The sequence below is a fragment of the Microbacterium salitolerans genome (assembly GCF_019720895.1).
In the GTDB taxonomy this organism is placed as follows: Bacteria; Actinomycetota; Actinomycetes; order Actinomycetales; family Microbacteriaceae; genus Microbacterium.
This window is the reverse complement of sequence record NZ_JAHKSH010000001.1, coordinates 108,238-125,797: the sequence shown is the minus strand read 5'-3', so window position 1 is coordinate 125,797 and position 17,560 is coordinate 108,238. Positions and strand designations below refer to the sequence as shown.

Sequence of the window (17,560 nt, the reverse complement as noted above, 5' to 3'; positions counted from 1 at the left end):
CGCCTATTCGACGAGATAGACATCGAGCTGAACCCGATCCGGCGTCCGCTCGCCAGTTGCGAGGAGAATCCGCCTGTTGAGCCACTCCCACGGACCCGCGGGAGCATGGACGCGAGGGGTGGATCGGAAGTACACGAGAGATGGATCCACGCGCTCGCCTCGGGCAAGGCGAGCCATCACTTCCGGGTCACCCGCCCTGAGCGCCTGGTTCTCTACGTACAGCCGTGTGCCGTCCTCCAGTTCCAAGCCGTATCGCGCATCGAGTTCTTGCGTTCCGTCTATCCTGAGCCGTTGGAAGTCAGCTCCGCCGGGCAGCACTCGCCCCGAGAGACCTGGTCCGTCGACTGTTCCGCCGATGATCGACACGATCCTGCGATGCTCCCCGGCGACGACACCGAGATCGCTCGGGTCTGCGACATCGACGTCGATGCGCGCGAGGAAGGTCAGAGCGATGGAGTTCGGCGTGGTATCCACGCCGCGATGCTAACAGCGGGCGGATCGCAATACGGGGCTCGTCCGGGTACAAGGTGGGCTCAACGCCAGCGCACAGAAGTTGTTCCCTCGTGCACGCGGAGGATCACCCGACCGGTGCCGGCTCCCGCCACCCCCGCAGGAACTCGTGCAGCGCGCGGTATCGCGCAGTGCGCGGGGAGCCCGCGGGACGGGCGAGGCCCGTGATCGTGGGCGGCACATCGTCGGCGATGGGGATCGTGCGCACGACGTGACCGTCGTACGTCAGGTCGGTCGCCGGATGCTGGAAGAGGATGGCGTACCCCGCGCCGCGACCGACGAGGCATCGCGCGAGCTCGAAGCTCGTGGTCACGTGCCCGATCGTGGGGGCGAGGTCGAGCGCCGCGAAGATGTTTCGGGTGTTCTGGCGGGTGGGCTGCACGTCGAGCACCACGAGCGGTTCCGTCAGGAGCTCCCCCAGGTGCACCTCCCCGCGCCCGGCGAACGGATGATCCTCCCCGACCACGACGTGCGGGCGGTGCTCCCGCACGACGTCGAAGTCGAGCTGGGCCGAGACGTCGACGCTGTACAGAAGCGCCGCGTCGAGGCGACCCTGCAGGAGCATCTCGTGCAGCTCCGGCGCGCTCGCCTCGACGCAGTCGATCTCGAGCTGCGGGTGGCTCGCCTGGAACTCCTGGACGACGGCGGGGAGGAAGAACGGTGCGAGCGTCGAGAAGCAGCCGAGCCGGAATCGCCCCGTGAGAGTCGTCGACGCCTGCCAGGCGTCGGCCGCCAGCGTCTCGGCGTCCGTCAGCAGCCCGCGCGCGAGCGACAGCACGCGGGACCCGGCCGGGGTCAGCGTGACGCCGTGCCCCTTGCGGCGGACGACGAGCTGCAGCGACATATGCCGCTCGAGCTCGTCGACGGCGAGCGCGAGGGCGGACGCGCTCACGTGACAGCGACGGGCGGCCGCCGACAGGGATCCCTCCGCCGCGATGGCGCTGAAGTACTCGAGCTGGCGAAAGGTGAAGGGGATGTCGCTCATGCAAGTTCTCCTGGGGTGACACGTCGTGAACTCATGTTTTACAGGTGAGGGCGGTCGCGTCAAGACTGAAGACACGTGGGCCCGACGGCGCACGACACCGATTCAAGGAGGAATCATGGCGAGCAATCTCGAAGAGGCGATCGCGGAGGCCGGTGGCCCCGTCCCTCTGCTCTGGGAGTCGCAGACACCGCCGGCGGTCGTGCCGCGCGTCGTGCAGGAGTTCTCGAACTGGCGCGACGAGCAGCTCGCGTGGCGACGCACCTCGGTCCTCTACGACCAGTCGCATCACATGGCCGACCTCAACATCAAGGGCCCCGATGCCCTCAAGCTCATCAGCGACCTCGGCGTCAACAGCGTCGAGAAGTTCCCCGTCGACATGGCGAAGCAGTTCGTCGCGGTCAGCCACAGCGGTCACGTCATCGGCGACAACATCCTCTTCCACCTCGACGACGACGAGTACCAGGCCGTCGGCATCCCGCCGTCGATCAACTGGATGCATTACCACGCGGTCACGGGCGGATACGACGTGCGCATCTGGCGCGACGACAACTCGCTCGTGCGCACGGGGGATCCTGTCGTGTACCGCTACCAGGTGCAGGGCCCGGGCGCGATGGACGTCATCCGCGAGGCGACGGGCGAGGAGCCCCCGAAGCTGAAGTTCTTCCACATGACGCGCTTCACCATCGGCGGCAAGGAAGTGCGCGCACTCCGCCACGGCATGGCGGGAGAGCCCGGGTTCGAGATGTGGGGGCCGTGGGAGGACCAACCCGCTGTGCACGCGGCGCTGCTCGCGGCCGGCGAGAAGCACGGCATGATCCAGGTCGGCGGCCGCGCGTACCACACGAACGCGCTCGAATCCGGCTGGCTGCCGCGCCCGCTGCCCGCGATCTACACCGACGAGAAGCTCGCCCCGTACCGCCGCTGGCTGAAGCACAACGCCTACGAGACGATCTCACCGCTCGGCGGGAGCTTCCACTCCGACGACATCGAGGACTACTACGTCACGCCGTTCGAGCTCGACTACGGCCGCATCGTGAAGTTCGACCACGAGTTCATCGGGCGTGAGGCGCTCGAGAAGATGGTCGACGAGGGTGAGACCGACACGCGCCGGAAGGTGACGCTCGTGTGGAACGGCGACGACGTCGCCGACGCCGTCGGGTCCATGTACAGGCCGGGCCCCGGCGCCAAGTACTTCAACCTGCCCATGTCGCTCTACGACACCTTCCACGCGGACCGCGTCGAGGCGGGCGGGCGCATCGTCGGGCAGTCGACGTGGACCGGCTACTCCGCGAACGAGCGGGCGATCCTGTCGCTGGCCGTCGTCGAGCCGGAGTTCGCGGAGCCGGGCACGGAGGTGACGGTCGTCTGGGGCGAGGACACGCCCTCGTCGAAGCTGCAGGTGGAGGACCACGTGCAGGTGACGATCCGTGCGACCGTGCAGCCCGCCCCTCTGACAGAGGAGGCGCGCACCTCGTATCGCGCCGACTGATCCCTCCGCTCCGCACGCCCCCGGCCCATCCCAGGCCGGGGGCGTGCGCGCGTCTCGGGGTGTGGAGACAGATTCTCGATTACCCCTAGACATTTCCCTATGCCCATAGTTATATTCGATCCGGAAGCGCAACGATGCGCACCGAAACGGAAGGACCCTCATCCGTGAACGCTGGCCAGAACCTCATCGACGACTTCTCGCTCGAGATGACGGGCAAGGACGTGCCCGGACTGCACGAGGCGCAGAGCCTCATCCCGCAGGGAACCCGCATCAACGTGACGTTCCTCGGCAACGAGGATCTCGAGATGCGCGTCGCGGCCGCGAAGGCCGTCAAGGAGGCGGGCTTCATCCCCGTCCCGCACATCTCGGCGCGCCGCCTCGGATCCGTCGCGCAGCTCGAGGAGTTCCTCGCCGCCCTGCGTGACGTGGGCGCATCCGACCACGTCTTCAGCGTCGGCGGCGACCCCGAGACCCCGATGGGCCCGTACGCGAGCTCGCTCGACGTGATCCAGTCGGGTCGCCTCCCCGAGTTCGGTGTCAAGGAGGTGTCGATCGCGGGATACCCCGAGGGACACCCCGACATCGCCGACGACGTGCTGTGGGAGCACCTCGCGGCCAAGACGGCCGCTCTCAAGGAGCAGGGCCTCGACGCGGTGATCCTCACGCAGTTCGGCTTCGACACCGAGCCGGTGATCTCGTGGATCCGCAAGGTCCGCGAGCGCGGCATCGACGCCCCCATCCGCGTCGGCACGCCCGGCCCCGCCGGCATCAAGCGCCTGCTCGGATTCGCCCGCCGCTTCGGCATCGGCGCGAACGCCATGATCGTCAAGAAGTACGGCTTCTCGCTGACGAACCTCATGGGAACGGCCGGCCCCGACCGCTTCATCAACGATCTCGGCGCCCTCGTCGCGGCCGACGACGCGGCCGGCGACGTCGGCGTCCACTTCTACACGTTCGGCGGCCTCTCGGCGACGGCGGAGTGGGCGCGGAAGTTCCAGGCGAGCGCCTGATGAACGGCGTCGTCCCCCACCTCGTCGATCACGCGAGCCTCATCGTCCACGGTCCCGATCAGAAGGGCATCGTCAGCGAGGTGGCGTCGGTGGTGACCCGCAACGGCGGCAACATCATCTCGCTCGACCAGCACTCGACGGATCCCGAGAACGGGCAGTTCTTCCAGCGGATCGTGCTGCACCGCCCCGACCTCATCGCGGCGATGCCCGACATCGAGTCCGACCTGGAGAAGACGCTTGAGCCGATGGGGATGTCGTGGAAGCTGCGCGACATGTCGGAGCCGATGCGCATGGCGATCCTCGCGTCGAAGAGCGACCACTGCATGCTCGACCTCCTGTGGCGTCACCGCCGCGGCGAGCTGCCCGTGACGATCCCCATGACGATCTCCAACCACACGAACGTCGCCGACGACGTCCGCCAGTTCGGGATCCCGTTCTTCCACGTGCCGTCGCAGGACGGACCGGACAAGTCGGCATCCGAGGCGGAGATCCTCAAGCTGCTCAAGGGCAACGTCGACTTCATCGTGCTCGCCCGCTACATGCAGGTGATCTCGAACGACTTCCTCGAGAAGGTCGGCGTCCCGGTGATCAACATCCACCACTCGTTCCTGCCGGCCTTCATCGGCGCCGGGCCCTACCGCAAGGCGAAGGAGCGCGGCGTCAAGCTCATCGGCGCGACCGCGCACTACGTCACGGAAGAGCTCGACGAGGGACCGATCATCGAGCAGGACGTCGTGCGCGTCACACATGCCGAGACGGCCGCCGACCTGCAGCGCCGCGGCGCCGACGTCGAACGCGCCGCCCTCTCCCGCGCCGTGCTCTGGCACGCCCAGGATCGCGTGATCCGGCACGGCAACCACACCATCGTCTTCACATCCTGACCCACCCCAGCAATCAGAAAGGTTCATCGTGGCACCTCAGAATCTTCAGCAGGCCATCGACCAGGCCGGAAACCCGATCGAGCTGCTCCGCAACTCGCAGATCGGCTCGTACATCTACCCGGTCGTCCCCGCCGACTTCCAGAACTGGATCAAGGAGCAGAAGGCCTGGCGCGACACCGCCGTGCTCTACGACCAGTCGCACCACATGGACAACGTGTTCCTCAAGGGATCCGATGCCATCAAGCTGATCAGCGACACGGCCATCAACTCGGTCGCGAACTTCGCCGTCAACAAGGCGAAGCAGTACGTGCCGACGACCGCTTCCGGTCACGTCATCGGCGACGGCATCCTCTTCCGCGAGGCCGAGGACGAGTACGTGTACGTCGGCCGCGCGCCCGCGTCCAACTGGCTCATGTTCCACGGCGAGACCGGCGGGTACTCGAACCTCGACATCGAGGTCGACCGCCGCTCGCCGTCGCGCCCGTACGGCCACCCCGTCACGCGCAAGTACTACCGCTTCCAGATCCAGGGCCCGAAGGCCTGGGAGGTCATCGAGAAGGTCAACGGCGGCCCGCTCGAGCAGCTGAAGTTCTTCAACATGTCGACGATGACCATCGCCGGCAAGCAGGTGCGCACGCTGCGTCACGGCATGGCGGGCGCCCCCGGCCTCGAGATCTGGGGCCCGTACGAGGACCACGACCTGATCCGCGACACGATCGTCGAGGCGGGCGCCGAGTTCGGCCTCGTTCCCGTCGGATCGCGTGCGTACCCGTCGAACACCCTCGAGTCGGGCTGGATCCCCTCGCCGCTCCCCGCGATCTACACGGGCGCCGAGGAGGCCGCGTACCGCCAGTGGCTCGGCGCCGACAGCTACGAGGCCACCGGCACGCTCGCCGGATCCTTCGTCGGCGACAGCATCGAGGACTACTACAAGACGCCGTGGGAGCTCGGCTACGGCCCGTTCGTGAAGTTCGACCACGACTTCATCGGGCGCGACGCGCTCGAGAAGGTCGACCCCGCCACGCAGCGCCGCAAGGTGACGCTCGAGTGGAACGCGGAAGACCTCACGAAGATCTTCGGGTCGCTCTTCGACGTCGACGGCCCGAGCTACAAGTTCTTCGACCTGCCGCTCGCCAACTACGGATCCGCGAACTACGACTCGGTCGTCGACGCGAACGGCACGGTCGTGGGCCACTCGATGTTCACGGGCTACAGCTCGAACGAGAAGCGCGGTCTGTCGCTCGCAACCGTCGCGCCCGACGTGCCCGAGGGCGCCGAGGTCAAGGTCATCTGGGGCGAGCCGAACGGCGGCACCAAGAAGGCCTCGGTCGAGCCGCATGAGCAGACCGAGGTCCGCGCGGTCGTCAGCCCCGTCCCGTACGCCTCCGTGGCGCGCGAGACGTATCAGGGCGGATGGCGCACCGGCTACAACAAGTAATCACCACCTGACGGGGGCTCGGGCTCGACCTGCGGGTCGCCCGAGCCCCCTGTCGTCCGCGCAGGATCCCGCGCGGACGCGAGAGGATCGAGAGATGAGTCTTCGCTACGCCCTGCTCGCGCTGCTGCGGGTCGGCCCGATGTCCGGATACGACCTGCAGAAGCAGTTCGACACATCGGTCGGCCATCTGTGGCACGCACCCGACAGCCAGATCTACCCCGAGCTGCGGAAGATGGAGAAGGCCGAGCTCATCGAGGGCGAGGAGCAGGTGCGCGGCACCCGCGGCACCCGCCGGGTCTACCACGTGACCGCTGCCGGCGAAGAGGACTATCTCGCCTGGATGAACGGCCCCCTCTCCTACGCCCGGGTGCGCGAACCCGCGTCGCTCAAGGCCGCCTACCTTGAAGCCGCGACCCCCGAAGCGGCGCGCTCCTTCCTCGAAGATCACATCGCGCACTGGCAGGGCGAGCTCGACCAGTGGGAGGCCGAACTCGAGCGCGTCGACGCCCACGGCACGCCGATGCTGCGAGAGCGCCTCGCCGTCACGCCGCCCGAGGACCACGCCCGCGTCGTCGCCTTCAAGCGCTTCGGCTACGAGAACCTCGTCGAGCGCGCCCGCACCGAGATCGGGTGGGCGAAGCGCGGGCTCGACCTGATCGACGGGCTCGGGTACGGGAGCTGAGTCAGGCGATGCCGCGCGTGACGACGACACGATGACTCCCTCCTTCCTCGATTCCCCCAACGCGCTGTTCGGCACGACCGTGCGCGTCGTCTCGCGACTGTCTCCCGCGTTCACGCGCGTGACGCTCGCGGGCCCGCAGCTCGCTCACCTCGTGCCACGCGGCCTGGATCAGCGGATCAAGATCCTGCTGTCTCCCGCCGCATATCCCGCCGAGCTCGACCGGGCGCTCCTTCCTGAGGCCGAGTGGCGGCGCGAATGGCGCGACCTGCCGCGCGACCGGCGGCCCGTCCTGCGCAGCTACACCGTGAGCTCGGCGCGGCCCGAGGGGCAGGAGCTCGACATCGACTTCTTCCACCACGCCACGGAGGGCCCGGCGTGCACATGGGCGCGACGCGCGCAGGTCGGCGACCGCCTGCTCGTCTCGGCCCCCGACGCGCGGCGCGACGCGGGGCGACACGGCGTGCAGTGGGATCCCGGATCCGCTCGGCGTGTGCTGATCTGCGGCGACGAGACGGCGTTTCCCGCGGTGCGCGGGATCGTGCGCGACCTGCCGGCCGACGTCGCGGCCGAAGTGCTCGTCGAGGCCGCGGACCCGCGGGATGCCGAGTGGCTGCGCGACGACGTCGGAGACCGTCTCGCCGTCGTTCTGCGCGCGGCTGGGCAGCGCGGCGGCGACCCCCTCGCCGCGGCCGTCGGAGCATGGGCGCGGGACAACGGCGCGACCGCCGCCTCGGCGGGCGATGGCTTCTACGCGTGGTGTGCGACCGAGAGTCAGCGCGTCGCGCGGATCCGCTCGCTGCTCGGGAGCGCGGGGATCCGCTCCGACCGGGTGCACGTGCAGGAGTACTGGAACGACCGCCCGCGGGCATGACGGGGTCGATTGGAGACACCACCTCAAGTGAGGTTAGGCTCAGCTAAGTAACCCGCCGGCCCGTGTTCGCTCCTCCGGCCAGCGCTCCCTCCCCGACCAGAAGGACGCCTATGCCCGTGCTCGCTCCCCGCCGTCTGCGCCCCCTCGGCGCCGTTGCCGCGCTCGCCACCGGAGCTCTGCTCCTGACCGCCTGCTCCGCGCCGTCCGGTGACGACTCCGCCGCAGCGCAGACCGAGGGCGGGACCCATGCCGTCGATCACGCACGCGGCGAGACCGCCGTTCCCGATGACCCCCAGCGCGTCGTCGTGCTCGAGCCCGTGCAGCTCGACACCTCCGTCGCCCTCGGCGCGATCCCCGTCGGCACAGCCGTGCTCAGCGAGGAGACGGGCGTGCCCGCCTACCTCGGCGACGAGGCCGCGGACATCGAGATGGTCGGCACCGTCACCGAGCCGAGCGTCGAGCGCATCGCCGCCCTCGAGCCCGACCTCATCCTCGGCACGGAGTCGCGCCACTCGGCGCTCTACGACCAGCTGTCCGACGTCGCACCCACCGTCTTCATGGATACGCAGGCCGACCCGTGGCAGGACAACGTCGCCCTCGTCGCCGAGGCGCTCGGCGACGAGCAGGGTGCGGAGGACCTCCTGGCCGACTACGAGGCCCGCTGCACGGAGATCGCCGACGAGTACGACACGGCCGGCCAGACCGCCCAGCTCGTGCGCCCGCGCGACACGCGCCTGACGCTGTACGGCCCCCTGTCCTTCGCCGGGAGCACCCTCGAGTGCGCCGGGTTCACGACGCCCGAACACGACTGGGAGGACATCTCGCTCGACATCTCGCCCGAGCAGGCGCGCGAGGCCGAGGCCGACCTCGTGCTCGTCACGACGGCAGACGTCGACGACCCGACGACGATGCCCGCGTCCATCGCGGACAACGCCGACGCGTTCGGCGACCTCGAGCTCGTCGACTTCTCGTTCTGGATCACCGGCGTCGGTCCCGTCGGCGGCATGACGGTGCTCGACGACCTCGAGCGGATCCTGCAGGAGGGCTGACCGCGCGCATGACGGGCGCGGGATCCTCGACGCGACGGACGGTCACGGGTGCGGCCGCCCGTCGCGCGCGCGCCTGGACGACGGTCTTCGCCGGGGCACTCGTCGCCGCACTCGTCGCATCGGTCTTCGTCGGCGCGAACCCGCTGCGGGCCGACGAGATTCTCGCCGCGCTCGCGGGCGCCGGAACCGACGAGGCGCGCTTCGTCGTATGGGATCAGCGGGTGCCGCGCGCGATCGCGGGCGTCATGGTCGGGGTCGCCCTCGGCGTCGCGGGTGCCCTCATCCAGGCCTTCACCCGCAATCCGCTCGCGGATCCGGGCATCCTCGGCGTCAACGCGGGCGCGGCATTCTTCGTGGCGATCGGCATCGCATTCCTCGGGATCACCGAGCCCGGCGGCTACGTCTGGCTCGCCTGTCTCGGCGCCTTCGTCGTGACCGCCGCCGTGTATGCGCTCGGATCCTCCCGGAGCGGCCCTGCGGATCCGATCCGTCTCACGGTCGCCGGCGTCGCGGTCGGCGCCGTGCTGGCGGGGCTCACGACGGGTCTCACGCTCACCCACCCCGACGCCTTCGACCGGATGCGCGGGTGGAACGCCGGTTCCCTCCTCGAGCGCGGCCCCGACGTGCTCGCGACGACCGCCCCGCTGCTGGTCGCCGGCCTGGCCCTCGCCTTCGTCGCGGCCCCGGCGCTGAACTCCGTCGCGCTCGGCGCCGATGTTGCGCGGTCGCACGGCGTGCGACTCGCACGTGTGCAGGGCTCGGCGATCGCCGCCGTCACCCTCCTGGCCGGCACCGCGACCGCCATCGCCGGCCCGATCGCGTTCGTCGGTCTGATGATCCCGCACGTCGTGCGCTGGAGCGTCGGCACCGACCAGCGGCGCATCTTCGCCGTATCGATGCTCGCCGCGCCCGCGCTCGTCGTGCTCGCCGACATCGTGGGGCGCGTCGCCGCCCCCGGGGAGATGCCCGCCGGCATCGTCACCGCCTTCGTCGGGGCGCCCGTGCTCATCGCCCTCGTGCGCCGACGCCGAGCGAGCGCGCTGTGACGGACGTCCGCTTCGCCCACCGGCGCCTCGTCCTGGGGCGGGGCCGCCACCGCGTCGTCGTCCGCGTGCGCCGCGCCGCCGCCACCGCCGCCGTCACCGTCGTTGTCCTGATCCTCGGCGTCACCGCCCTCGCCCTCGGCGACTACCCCGTCGCACCTGCGGAGGTCGTCGGATCCTTCACCGGCCGGACGGACGGGCTCGCACGCACCGCCGTGCTCGAGTGGCGTCTCCCTCGGGCGGCGAGCGCGATCGCGTTCGGCGCCGCCCTCGGCGTCGCGGGCGCCGTCTTCCAGACGTTCACGCGCAACCCGCTCGCCAGTCCCGACGTCATCGGCCTCGCGAGCGGCGCGTACACGGGCATGATCCTCACGCTCATCGCCGGCGGCGGCTGGGCCATGCTCACGCTCGGCTCGCTCGCCGGCGGACTCGCGGCGGCCGTCGCCATCCTCATGCTCGCCTCGCGCGACGGCCTGCAGGGGTTCCGGTTCATCGTCGTCGGCATCGGCGTCTCGGCCATGCTCTCCGCACTCAACACCTGGCTGCTCCTGCGCGCCGAACTCGAGACGGCGCTGTTCGCCGCGGCCTGGGGCGCCGGGAGCCTCAACGGCGTCACCGCGGCCACGGGGTGGCCCGCGACCGCCGTCGTGCTCGTGCTCCTCGCCGCCGTCCCCCTCGTCTCGCGCGGCCTGCGCCAGCTCGACCTCGGCGCCGACGCCGCCCGGGCGAGCGGCGTCGCCGTTTCGCGGATCCGATGGGCGGCGATCGGCCTCGCCGTCGCGCTCGTGAGCGTGACGACCGCCGTCGCCGGACCGATCTCGTTCGTCGCCCTGGCCGCGCCGCAGATCGCGCGCCGCCTCGCCGGCACGGCAGAGATCCCGATCGCCGCGTCGGCCGCGACAGGCGCCGCTGTGCTCGTCGCGTCGGACATCGTCGCGCAGCACGTGATCCCGCTGACCGTCCCCGTCGGCGTCGTCACCGTCGTCATCGGCGGTGGCTACCTCATCTGGCTGCTCGCCCACGAGATCAGGAAGACCGCATGACCGATCCCTCCCCCGTCGTTCTCGCCGCTGACGACGTCACTCTGCGCTACGACCAGCGCGTCATCAGTGAGGGGCTCTCATTCCGCGTGCCGCCGGGATCGTTCACCGTGATCCTTGGGCCCAACGCCTCAGGCAAGTCGACGCTGCTGCGCGCGCTCGCCGGCCTGCTGCGTCCGTCGGCCGGGCAGGTCGTGCTCGACGGGTCCGACATCGCGCACGTTCCCGCCAAGCGCGCCGCGACCCGCATCGGACTGCTGCCCCAGTCGGCGACCGCGCCCGACGGCATCACTGTCGCGGAGCTCGTCTCACGCGGGCGGTTCGCGCACCAGCGGCTGCTGCGCCAGTGGTCGCCCGCCGACGAGGCCGCTGTCGCCGAGGCCCTCGAGGAGACGGGCGTGCGCGACCTCGGCGACCGCCGCGTCGACGAGCTCTCTGGCGGTCAGCGTCAGCGCGTGTGGATCGCCATGGTTCTCGCGCAGGAGACGCCGATGCTGCTGCTCGACGAGCCGACGACGTTCCTCGACGTCTCCCACCAGTTCGAGGTGCTCGGCCTCCTCCACCGCCTCAACGCCGCCGGCCGCACTGTCGTCGCGGTGCTGCACGACCTCAACCAGGCCGCCCGCTTCGCGTCGCACGTCGTCGTGATGTCCGAGGGAGCGATCGTCGCGGAGGGCGCGCCGGCCGCGACGATCACGTCCGATCTCGTCCGCGACGTGTTCGCCCTGCCGAATGTCGTGATCCCGGACCCGGTCACCGGCACCCCGCTCGTCGTGCCGCGGGATCTGCGATAGGGGCGTCCTCCGGTCACGCAGTCGGCACCCGGGAAGCGGCGATCAGCTCACGTACGACGGGAACGGCGCGGGCTCGCTCGGCCGACGCTGGTTCGTGAGGTCGATGCCGTAGTCGCTCGCGAACAGGGCTCGGGATCCCGTGTAGACGCCGTCCGCGTTTTCATCGAGCGTGAAGACGCGCGCGCCGCGGAGGCGATGGTTGTCGGCGCCCCCGAGCCCGTAGGGGCCGAACCCCGTGCCGGGACCGTATCCGAGCTCGATGCCGTAGTAGTTGCCGACGTAGGTGTTGATGTGGTCGTGGCCGACGAACAGCCCCCGGATGTCGCCGCGGTCCAGCATCGCGTTGAAGAGCCCCGAGTTGAACGGACCCGGGCACTCGGCCTCGTTGCGCTCCCCCACGATCCCGTGCTTCGCGGCCGCGCGCGCGTGGTCGGCGTCCGACCGACCGTCGACGCTCGCGAACCACATGAAGCGGTGCTCCCACAGCGCGATGTGCTGGAACATGAGCCCTGGGACGAGCCCGCCCGCGCGCTGCTCGAGCGCCTGGGACGTGCGCCAGTACCAGTCGACCTGATCGAAGCGCAGCCAGTCCCACGTCGGGTAGCCGGCGAAGTCCTGGCCGGCGATCTGACCCGGCGCGTACCGGCCCGAGTCGAGGAGCCACAGCGCGAACGCCTCATCGCCGTTCGACGACGAGCGGATCGTGAGCACCTGGTTGGCGGTTCCCGTCACGTCGGCATCGCCCACGTTGACGTTGTGCTCGTACTGCCGGACGAACGCGAGCATCTTCGCCTCGTCCATGCCCGTCTGCGGCACGCTGTCCTCGTCGTGGTTGCCGAACGTGAGGGCCCACGGGATCCGACGGCTCTCCATCGGCAGGACGACGTTGTTGAGCGCCTGCTTGACCTGGAGCTCGGAGGTCATGCCGCCCGTGATGACGTCGCCGTTGATCACGACGAAGTCGGCGTCCGTGTCGTCGAGCACGGCCTCCTGCAGGGCGATCGTGCGCTCGTCGGTCGTGTGCGTGTCCTGCGTGTCGTTGAACTGCACGACAGTGAACGTGCCGTCGTCGCGGAAGCGCAGCGCGCGGCGCACGAGGCCGTCGGCCGTCTTCGCCTGGGCGGTCGTCGGGGCGCCGATGCTCGCGGCGGCGGCGACCGCGCCCGCGGCGGCGACGGATCCCGTCAGCAGGCCGCGACGGGTCAGGGACATGCGAGAAGAGGACGACATCGATGATGCCTTTCGTGTGATCCGGGGGAGGGCAGGCCCCAGGATGAGGGCGACAGGTGTCCGGCGCCCGAACGGCCCGTGACGTGTCGCCGATGGCCGGATGACGGGATCGGGGAGTTGTCGGGCGGGTCGCGGACATCGACGTCGATGGGGGACACCGATTTCGGTGTCCCCCATCGCGTTCGATGTCCGCGCTCGGCGGCCGACGTCACTCCACGACGATGCGGTGGCTTCCGGCGTCGACCGGCAGGACGCGCTCGGCTCCGGAACCGCGCAGCACGATGTCGGTCGGACCATCCGTGACGATGTCCAGCACCACCTGCTCCGCCTCCCCGAGCCCCGCCGCGTCGAGGTCGACCGCAGCCGCCGCGATGTTCGTCAGGTCGAGCTCCAGCTCGTTCGACGGCTCTCGCATCCCCACCTGCTCGTGCACGAGCTCGCGGATCTCGGTGTGGCGGCCCGAGTACTCGCCCGAGGTCTCGTGCACCACCGGCTCCGCGACGACGGTGTCGAGCGCCCCGGATCGGGCCGTGACCCGGCTCCACGTCGCGTCCGCGTCGCGGGACTCGATCTGGTCGATCCAGTAGGCGGAGTCCATCGTGATGCCGAGATCCTCCCGCTCCTCACGCGGATCCCATCGGTACGCGATGCTCGGAGGCGACGTCTCGCGCACCGCGTCGTCGACGCGGTCGGCGAACTCGGGCCAGCCGACGACCCCGAAGTGACCGTGCGTCGCATCGGCGTAGTAGTGCGCGCGGTACGGCACGCCCGCCGACTCGAAGGCGGCTCCCCAGTCGCGGGTGTTCTGCTCCGCGATGTCGGCGGTCCCGGCGTCCATGAACACCCGCATCGCCCCGAGGTTCTCGACCCGGAGCGGGTCCTCGGCGCCATCGCGCCCCGCGACGGCGTTCATGTATCCCGCGCCCGACACGATGCCGACGCCGGCGAACACATCCGGGTGATTGACCGCGAGGCGCGTGGCTCCCACGCCTCCCATGGACCATCCGGCGACGGTGGTGCGGTCGGGATCGATCGCGTAGGTGCCGGCGACGCGGTTCCACACCTCCCACACGTCGAGCTCGGCCTCATTGACGAACCACGTGGCGTCTCCTCTGCCGAGGGGCGCGACGCAGATCGACCCCCGCTCCTCGCACACCGAGGTGTGGAGCGTCGACTCCTGGTCGCCGCGGAAGCTGTTGTGGTTCCCGCCCCCGCCGTGAAGGAGCAGCGTGAGCGGCGCGGGGACGGCGGGATCGTACGACTCCGGGACGTAGACGGTGTACGGCTGCACACGTCCGTAGACGCGCGGATCCGTGGTCGGCGCCTGGCCCTGCGGGGCGCGGGCATCGGGGTGGAGCCCCTGGCCGAGTTCGACCGACGAGACGTACCACCGCACCGAGAACCCAGCCGGATCCGGCTCGGGCTCGACCTCGCCGCGCGCGAGGCGCCGCCAGTCGAGGTGCAGCGAGAACGGGGCGATGTCGCCGTTCGAGAGCGCCTCGCTCTGCGCTCCGTTGTTCCAGGTGGTCGCCTTCTGACTGCCCGCGCGGTTCGCGTTCTCCTGGTCGTTCGTGCGGAATGCCGCGTTGTAGACGCGCGCGTCCGGGTCTCCGGGCGGGGAGGCGAACGCCTCGCCCGACTCGTCTGCCGTACCGGTCGCGAGACGCACCGTCCACTCGCCGTTGACGCGCAGAGCGGATCGCGGGATCGACACGATGAACGATCGCGATTCCTCGTCGACGACGACCTCGGCGCCGCGCGCCGTGAGGTCGCTCGACGTTCCCGCCGCGACGTCCTCGAGCCGCACGCCGCGGGAGGACACGGTGAGGAAGGCGTCCATTCCGGGCGACGACACCCCGGCCTCCGCGGGCCACGTCGCCGTGCCCGTGGTGGGGTCGTCGTCCGTATCGAGGCCCCAGACGGCCAGCGGCAGGTCCGGGTCGACGAGCGTGTTCCAGTCGACCCGCCAGAAGGAGCGATCACGGTGCACGCCGACGCCCGCGCGGAAGACATCCGCACCGTTCGATTCGGCCGACTCGGCGCGATAGTCGAAGGATCCGTCGCCCGTGTCGTCGTACAGCCAGTCGGTCCAGAGCAGTGCTCCGTCGTCATACCTCGACGTGCCCGACGTGCGCGGGAAGTCCTCGGAGAAGGGCCAGTGGTCTGCGGCGGGCAGGTCGGGTTCCTCGAAGAAGGCCGCGGGCGGCGCGGCGCTCGGGATCCCCTCCGGCGTCCCCTCCTCAGCACTGGCGGGCACCCCGATCGCGAGGGTCGCGGCCATGCCGGCCCCGGCTGCCACGGCGAGAGCGCGCCGCGTGATGATCGTCATCCGGTTCGTGTCACGTCGCATGGCGGATCACCGATTGAACCGGTCGGGGCGGAAGCTCAGGAAGCGCGCTTCTCCCATGTCGAGCTCCTCGGCGGCGGCGTTGAGGTTGCGCGCGACGGCGCCGCCTCCCCAGTGCCCGGTGTCGAGACGATCGAGGAGCACGTGCGCGGCCGTGAGCATCTCCGCGTCGCTGAACACGCAGTGCCCGGCGGACCCCACATACGTCTGACGCAGCAGGCTCGCGTTCCCCGCCTTCTTCACACGTTCCTCGTAGGCGGACTGCTGGGCGACCGTCGAGATCTGGTCGCCCACGTTGTTGAGCGTCAGCGTGGGGACGGAGATCGCGCCGGTGAACTCGTAGTTCTCGGCGAAGCGCTCGACGGCTTCGGGGTCGGCCGCGACGCGGTCGGCGCCGTTCACGATGCCGAGATCGGCATCGAGCGACAGCCCGGCCTCCTCGTACAGCGCCGCCACGACGCGTCGCGCCTCGGGCGATGCCTTCCGCAGCTGCTCCGCGTAGTCGACTCCGGTGTTCCACGAGGGCAGTCCCCCGGCCATCTCGGTGCCGGAGCGTCGACTGCTCATCGCCTGACCGATGTACGGCAGCGGATCGCCCGAGAGGGATCCGTACCATCCGGCCTCGTACTGTGCGGGATCCCGCGGGTCCGGATCCTCGACGCTCGGCGACCACGCGGGAAGCTGGCCGATCGCCGACGCGAGGGCGATCCGCGCGCGTCCCTCCGACGTCTCCTGCGCTTCGGCGAGCGCGCCCTGCCACAGGGCGCGGGCAGCCGCGATGTCCTCAGGGATGTCGACGACGGGAAGGTCCGGGTCGATCAGCTGGGCGAGCACGAAGACCGTGTCGAGCTTCTGATTCCACTGCGACACGGTTCCCGACAACCCGCCGCACGCGGCGAGGACGCCGTCGATGCGGTCGGGATGCAGCTCCCCGGTGGTCGCGGCGATCATGCCGCCCATCGAGCTCCCCATCGCGATGGCGCGCTCGGGCTCTCCGGTCTCCGCCGCGAGCGCGTCGAGCGCCTCGATCTGATTGTCGACCGCGTCGCCGAGACGCCACCCGGTCACGTTGCGGGTCGTGCCGCCGTACGCGGCGCCGTCGTCGATGAGCGCCTGCTGCGCGTCGGACGGCGAGCCCGACGCGAAGTCGAGGTTCACGAACACCGTGCCGTTCCAGTCGTCCGGGACGATGAATCGATACGGCGTGGTGTCGGCGAGCTGACCCTCGATGATCTCGTCACCTTCTTCCGCGACCGCCGTCGGCGCCATCGCGCCCACCAGCGCCCCGGCTGTCATGGCGGCGATGCCGATCTTCAACGCGCGTCGTGCAATGACCATCGTGGTACTCCTCGTCCAACTCCATCGTCGGCAGAAGATCGCCGGGCGGCGATCTGGGAAGACAGTGGCACCACTTCGGGTAAATATCAACCCCATTGATATTATTGAGGCAGCAGAAGCCGCCTTAGTCAATCGGCGAGAGACGCCCCTCGACGCGGCCGAGCGGCGGGTACGCCATGATCGGCGGCGGCGCGATTCGGAGGGCCGCGTCCCCGCACGCGTAGGATCTCATCGTGGATGACATCACTCGAGACCCGCGCGGCGAACCGGCCACGACCCGGCTCGGCTACAGCAGCTACCGACTCGCGCGAGCGTTCACGCGCTTCACGGAGAACACCGCGCTCGCCGAGGGCGTCACGCTGTCGCAGTTCGTCGTGCTGCAGGTGCTCGGAGAGGGGCTGCCCCTCTCGAACGCACAGCTCGCGCGGCGCACGTTCGTGAGCGCCCAGGCGGCGCACACCGTCTCGAACGAGCTGATCGAGCAGGGGCTCGTCTCGCGCGGCGACCACCCCCGCAACAGGAGGATCCGACTCGTGCAGCTCACGGAGGAGGGCTGGGCCGTGCTCGCCCGCTGCACCGAGCGTCTGCGCGAGCACGAGGAGCGGCTCATCGCCGCGCTCGGAGGGCCGCCGGACGGCTCGCTCCGCGACATCCTGCAGGCCTCCGCCGACGTGCTCGCCGGAGGCTACTTCGGCGACGACGAAGCCGAGGCCGCCGCGATCGCACAGCGCACCTCGACGGTGCGCCCCCGCCACATCCCCTCGCGCCTCGCCCAAGCGCGGATCAGGGCCGAGCGCCGCACCGACGACGAGTAGCGCGACGACGCGGCAGGCTCCCGCGCACCCGCGATCCG

General features: G+C 70.2%; 16 protein-coding genes. 11 read left to right on the top strand and 5 right to left on the bottom strand.

Annotation, left to right across the window (positions count from 1 at the left end; genetic code table 11):
* Positions 1-3: 3 nt before the first annotated feature.
* Positions 4-474 (bottom strand): DUF3237 domain-containing protein, encoded by a 471-nt coding sequence (locus tag KOL93_RS00595; RefSeq protein ID WP_221583369.1) that lies wholly within the window; start codon positions 472-474, stop codon positions 4-6.
* A 103-nt stretch (positions 475-577) separates the two neighbouring features.
* Positions 578-1,495, bottom strand: coding sequence for a LysR family transcriptional regulator (locus KOL93_RS00590; protein WP_221583368.1), 918 nt, complete (start codon positions 1,493-1,495; stop codon positions 578-580).
* Positions 1,496-1,610: 115 nt separating this feature from the next.
* Here KOL93_RS00590 and KOL93_RS00585 point away from each other — a divergent pair, with 115 nt between their 5' ends.
* The 10 genes from KOL93_RS00585 (at position 1,611) to KOL93_RS00540 (ending at position 11,792) form a co-directional block, all read left to right on the top strand.
* Complete coding sequence (locus KOL93_RS00585) at positions 1,611-2,984, top strand: aminomethyl transferase family protein (RefSeq protein ID WP_221583367.1); 1,374 nt, start codon at positions 1,611-1,613, stop codon at positions 2,982-2,984.
* Positions 2,985-3,118: 134 nt separating this feature from the next.
* Positions 3,119-3,994 (top strand): methylenetetrahydrofolate reductase, encoded by an 876-nt coding sequence (locus KOL93_RS00580; protein WP_221583366.1) that lies wholly within the window; start codon positions 3,119-3,121, stop codon positions 3,992-3,994.
* On the top strand, positions 3,994-4,875 hold the full coding sequence (gene purU / locus KOL93_RS00575; RefSeq protein WP_221583365.1) for a formyltetrahydrofolate deformylase: 882 nt from the start codon (positions 3,994-3,996) through the stop codon (positions 4,873-4,875). The genes KOL93_RS00580 and purU overlap by 1 nt, the downstream gene beginning before the upstream one ends.
* A 28-nt stretch (positions 4,876-4,903) precedes the next feature.
* Positions 4,904-6,313: a vanillate/3-O-methylgallate O-demethylase gene (ligM, locus tag KOL93_RS00570; RefSeq protein WP_221583364.1), complete on the top strand. Its 1,410-nt coding sequence runs from the start codon at positions 4,904-4,906 to the stop codon at positions 6,311-6,313.
* Between the two features lie 94 nt (positions 6,314-6,407).
* On the top strand, positions 6,408-6,995 hold the full coding sequence (locus KOL93_RS00565; RefSeq protein ID WP_221583363.1) for a PadR family transcriptional regulator: 588 nt from the start codon (positions 6,408-6,410) through the stop codon (positions 6,993-6,995).
* Positions 6,996-7,026: 31 nt separating this feature from the next.
* A complete protein-coding gene (locus KOL93_RS00560) occupies positions 7,027-7,866 on the top strand; it encodes a siderophore-interacting protein (RefSeq protein WP_221583362.1) in 840 nt (279 codons plus the stop codon).
* Between the two features lie 110 nt (positions 7,867-7,976).
* On the top strand, positions 7,977-8,915 hold the full coding sequence (locus tag KOL93_RS00555) for an ABC transporter substrate-binding protein (RefSeq protein WP_221583361.1): 939 nt from the start codon (positions 7,977-7,979) through the stop codon (positions 8,913-8,915).
* A gap of 8 nt (positions 8,916-8,923) precedes the next feature.
* Complete coding sequence (locus KOL93_RS00550) at positions 8,924-9,961, top strand: iron chelate uptake ABC transporter family permease subunit (RefSeq protein ID WP_221583360.1); 1,038 nt, start codon at positions 8,924-8,926, stop codon at positions 9,959-9,961.
* Positions 9,958-11,001, top strand: a complete 1,044-nt coding sequence (locus tag KOL93_RS00545) for a FecCD family ABC transporter permease (RefSeq protein WP_221583359.1) — start codon at positions 9,958-9,960, stop codon at positions 10,999-11,001. Before KOL93_RS00550 ends, KOL93_RS00545 begins: the two co-directional genes overlap by 4 nt.
* On the top strand, positions 10,998-11,792 hold the full coding sequence (locus tag KOL93_RS00540; RefSeq protein WP_221583358.1) for an ABC transporter ATP-binding protein: 795 nt from the start codon (positions 10,998-11,000) through the stop codon (positions 11,790-11,792). Before KOL93_RS00545 ends, KOL93_RS00540 begins: the two co-directional genes overlap by 4 nt.
* Before the next feature lie 42 nt (positions 11,793-11,834).
* Here the strand turns inward: KOL93_RS00540 and KOL93_RS00535 are convergent, their stop codons facing one another.
* The 3 genes from KOL93_RS00535 to KOL93_RS00525 form a co-directional block, all read right to left on the bottom strand.
* A complete protein-coding gene (locus KOL93_RS00535) occupies positions 11,835-13,004 on the bottom strand; it encodes a metallophosphoesterase family protein (RefSeq protein ID WP_260405822.1) in 1,170 nt (389 codons plus the stop codon).
* Positions 13,005-13,230: 226 nt separating this feature from the next.
* The gene (locus tag KOL93_RS00530) at positions 13,231-15,351 is read right to left on the bottom strand and encodes an alpha/beta hydrolase-fold protein (protein WP_221583356.1); all 2,121 of its coding nucleotides are present in this window, start codon (positions 15,349-15,351) and stop codon (positions 13,231-13,233) included.
* 27 nt (positions 15,352-15,378) lie between these two features.
* Positions 15,379-16,707, bottom strand: a complete 1,329-nt coding sequence (locus tag KOL93_RS00525) for an alpha/beta hydrolase family protein (RefSeq protein WP_221583355.1) — start codon at positions 16,705-16,707, stop codon at positions 15,379-15,381.
* Positions 16,708-16,940: 233 nt separating this feature from the next.
* On the opposite strand from KOL93_RS00525, the gene KOL93_RS00520 reads away from it, so the two are divergent.
* Positions 16,941-17,522: a MarR family winged helix-turn-helix transcriptional regulator gene (locus KOL93_RS00520; protein ID WP_221583354.1), complete on the top strand. Its 582-nt coding sequence runs from the start codon at positions 16,941-16,943 to the stop codon at positions 17,520-17,522.
* Positions 17,523-17,560: the final 38 nt, after the last annotated feature.

Excerpts from the sequence above, each read along its gene's own strand:
- KOL93_RS00590 (WP_221583368.1), bottom strand. The coding sequence starts at position 1,495 with ATGAGCGACATCCCCTTCACCTTTCGCCAGCTCGAGTACTTCAGCGCC.
- KOL93_RS00585 (WP_221583367.1), top strand. The coding sequence starts at position 1,611 with ATGGCGAGCAATCTCGAAGAGGCGATCGCGGAGGCCGGTGGCCCCGTC.
- KOL93_RS00580 (WP_221583366.1), top strand. The coding sequence starts at position 3,119 with ATGCGCACCGAAACGGAAGGACCCTCATCCGTGAACGCTGGCCAGAAC.
- purU (WP_221583365.1), top strand. The coding sequence starts at position 3,994 with ATGAACGGCGTCGTCCCCCACCTCGTCGATCACGCGAGCCTCATCGTC.
- KOL93_RS00565 (WP_221583363.1), top strand. The coding sequence starts at position 6,408 with ATGAGTCTTCGCTACGCCCTGCTCGCGCTGCTGCGGGTCGGCCCGATG.
- KOL93_RS00560 (WP_221583362.1), top strand. The coding sequence starts at position 7,027 with ATGACTCCCTCCTTCCTCGATTCCCCCAACGCGCTGTTCGGCACGACC.
- KOL93_RS00555 (WP_221583361.1), top strand. The coding sequence starts at position 7,977 with ATGCCCGTGCTCGCTCCCCGCCGTCTGCGCCCCCTCGGCGCCGTTGCC.
- KOL93_RS00550 (WP_221583360.1), top strand. The coding sequence starts at position 8,924 with ATGACGGGCGCGGGATCCTCGACGCGACGGACGGTCACGGGTGCGGCC.
- KOL93_RS00540 (WP_221583358.1), top strand. The coding sequence starts at position 10,998 with ATGACCGATCCCTCCCCCGTCGTTCTCGCCGCTGACGACGTCACTCTG.
- KOL93_RS00535 (WP_260405822.1), bottom strand. The coding sequence starts at position 13,004 with ATGTCCCTGACCCGTCGCGGCCTGCTGACGGGATCCGTCGCCGCCGCG.
- KOL93_RS00530 (WP_221583356.1), bottom strand. The coding sequence starts at position 15,351 with ATGACGATCATCACGCGGCGCGCTCTCGCCGTGGCAGCCGGGGCCGGC.
- KOL93_RS00525 (WP_221583355.1), bottom strand. The coding sequence starts at position 16,707 with ATGGTCATTGCACGACGCGCGTTGAAGATCGGCATCGCCGCCATGACA.